Source organism: Shigella sp. SIG3 (assembly GCF_053555855.1).
On the sequence record NZ_JBQZXE010000203.1, the window covers coordinates 1 to 3,052 of the forward strand.

A 3,052-nucleotide genomic window follows, 5' to 3' on the forward strand; every position below is an offset into this window, starting at 1 on the left:
CTTGAGGAATACCGTTCACTTTTTGGTCTTGCCAGTTTGCGTTTTCAGGGTGACCAACATTTGCTGGATATTGCCTTCTGGTGCAACGAAAAAGGGGTCAGCGCCCGTCAGCAGCTTAGCGTTCAGCAACAAAATGGTATCTGGACATTAGTTCAAAGCGAAGAGGCGGAGATCCAACCACGCAGCGACGAAAAACGCATTCTGAGTAATGTTGCTGTACTGGAAGGTGCGCCGCCGCTATCGGAACACTGGCAACTGTTCAACAATAACGAAGTCCTGTTCAATGAAGCCCGTACCGCTCAGGCGGCGACGGTGGTCTTTTCTTTACAGCAAAATGCGCAAATCGAGCCACTGGCCCGCAGCATTCATACCCTGCGTCGCCAGCGCGGTAGTGCGATGAAAATCCTCGTGCGGGAAAATACCGCTAGCCTGCGCGCCACCGATGAACGTTTGTTATTGGCCTGCGGTGCAAATATGGTTATTCCGTGGAATGCGCCACTCTCCCGTTGTCTGACGATGATCGAAAGCGTGTAAGGGCAGAAGTTTAGTCGCTATGTACCGGAAGATATCACTACCTTGCTGTCAATGACCCAGCCGCTCAAACTGCGTGGTTTCCAGAAGTGGGATGTGTTCTGTAATGCCGTCAACAACATGATGAATAACCCTCTCTTGCCTGCCCACGGTAAAGGCGTTCTGGTTGCCCTACGTCCGGTACCGGGTATCCGCGTTGAGCAAGCCCTGACGCTATGTCGCCCTAACCGTACCGGCGATATCATGACCATTGGCGGTAATCGGCTGGTGCTGTTTCTCTCATTCTGTCGGATTAACGATCTGGATACCGCGTTGAATCATATTTTCCCATTGCCTACTGGCGACATTTTCTCAAACCGTATGGTCTGGTTTGAAGATGATCAAATCAGTGCCGAGCTGGTGCAGATGCGCCTGCTTGCCCCAGAACAATGGGGAATGCCGCTGCCTTTAACGCAAAGTTCTAAACCGGTCATCAATGCCGAGCACGATGGTCGCCACTGGCGACGAATACCAGAACCCATGCGACTGTTAGATGATGCTGTGGAGCGCTCATCATGATGACCATCAGCGATATCATTGAAATTATTATCGTTTGCGCACTGATATTTTTCCCGCTGGGCTATCTGGCGCGGCACTCTTTGCGACGCATTCGCGACACCTTACGTTTGTTCTTTGCTAAACCTCGTTATGTTAAACCGGCCGGGACGTTACGCCGCACGGAAAAAGCCAGGGCAACCAAAAAATGACTCAATTTACGCAAAATACCGCCATGCCTTCTTCCCTCTGGCAATACTGGCGCGGCCTTTCCGGCTGGAACTTCTATTTTCTGGTTAAGTTTGGCCTGTTGTGGGCGGGATATCTTAACTTCCACCCGCTCCTCAATTTGGTGTTTGCCGCGTTTCTGCTGATGCCCATTCCGCGTTACAGCCTGCATCGCTTGCGCCACTGGATTGCCCTGCCGATCGGCTTTGCTTTGTTCTGGCATGACACCTGGTTGCTTGGCCCGGAAAGCATAATGAGCCAGGGTTCGCAGGTGGCGGGGTTCAGTACCGATTATTTAATCGACCTTGTCACACGCTTTATTAACTGGCAGATGATTGGGGCCATTTTTGTTTTATTAGTGGCCTGGTTATTCCTGTCACAATGGATTCGCATTACCGTTTTTGTGGTTGCCATACTGCTATGGCTGAACGTACTTACCCTGGCGGGACCAAGTTTCTCCTTGTGGCCAGCCGGACAACCGACGACCACTGTAACAACGACGGGTGGTAACGCAGCGGCAACCGTTGCGGCGACGGGTGGCGCACCGGTAGTGGGTGATATGCCCGCACAAACTGCACCGCCAACAACGGCGAACCTTAACGCCTGGCTGAATAATTTCTATAACGCGGAGGCGAAACGTAAATCGACCTTCCCGTCTTCGCTGCCCGCTGATGCTCAGCCATTTGAACTACTGGTGATTAACATCTGTTCGCTTTCCTGGTCGGATATAGAAGCCGCCGGGTTGATGTCGCATCCACTGTGGTCGCATTTCGATATTGAGTTCAAGAACTTTAACTCCGCCACCTCCTACAGTGGCCCGGCGGCGATCCGTTTACTGCGCGCCAGCTGCGGGCAGACTTCGCACACTAATCTGTATCAACCGGCAAATAACGACTGCTATCTGTTTGATAACCTTTCGAAACTGGGCTTTACCCAGCACCTGATGATGGGACATAACGGCCAGTTCGGCGGTTTTTTGAAAGAAGTTCGCGAAAATGGCGGCATGCAGACTGAATTGATGGATCAAACAAATCTGCCGGTTATTTTGCTGGGCTTTGATGGTTCGCCGGTTTATGACGATACCGCCGTGCTTAACCGCTGGCTGGACGTTACCGAAAAAGATAAAAACAGCCGTAGTGCCACGTTCTACAACACGCTTCCACTGCATGACGGCAACCATTATCCGGGGGTCAGCAAAACAGCGGATTACAAAGCGCGGGCGCAGAAATTCTTTGATGAACTGGACGCCTTCTTTACTGAACTGGAGAAATCGGGTCGTAAAGTGATGGTGGTCGTGGTGCCGGAACACGGCGGCGCGCTGAAGGGCGACAGAATGCAGGTATCTGGCCTACGTGATATCCCTAGCCCGTCTATCACAGACGTCCCCGTTGGGGTGAAATTCTTCGGCATGAAGGCACCACATCAGGGGGCACCGATTGTCATTGACCAACCGAGCAGCTTCCTGGCTATCTCCGATCTGGTGGTTCGCGTTCTTGATGGCAAGATTTTCACCGAAGACAATGTTGACTGGAAAAAACTCACCAGTGGGTTGCCACAAACAGCACCGGTCTCCGAGAACTCAAATGCAGTAGTTATTCAATACCAAGATAAACCGTACGTTCGCCTGAACGGCGGCGACTGGGTGCCTTACCCGCAGTAAGCACGAAAAAGGCCGCAGAGTTTAACCTCTGCGGCCTGATCCGGGCGCAAATTGCCATTACGGCAGCCTGACGCCCGCATGACACGTTACTTCCGCTTA

The 3,052-nt window shown here is 52.2% G+C and carries 2 protein-coding genes and 1 pseudogene; all 3 read left to right on the plus strand.

The window, feature by feature from the left end; genetic code table 11:
- Positions 1 to 1,089: pseudogene (bcsE, locus tag ACUU1I_RS20055) on the plus strand (cellulose biosynthesis protein BcsE); the annotation flags it as partial.
- Positions 1,086 to 1,277, plus strand: coding sequence for a cellulose biosynthesis protein BcsF (bcsF, locus tag ACUU1I_RS20060; RefSeq protein ID WP_000988299.1), 192 nt, complete (start codon positions 1,086 to 1,088; stop codon positions 1,275 to 1,277). The pseudogene bcsE and the gene bcsF, both read left to right, overlap by 4 nt.
- Entirely contained in the window at positions 1,274 to 2,953 is a 1,680-nt protein-coding gene (bcsG, locus tag ACUU1I_RS20065; protein WP_000191561.1) for a cellulose biosynthesis protein BcsG, read from the plus strand. The genes bcsF and bcsG overlap by 4 nt, the downstream gene beginning before the upstream one ends.
- Positions 2,954 to 3,052: the final 99 nt, after the last annotated feature.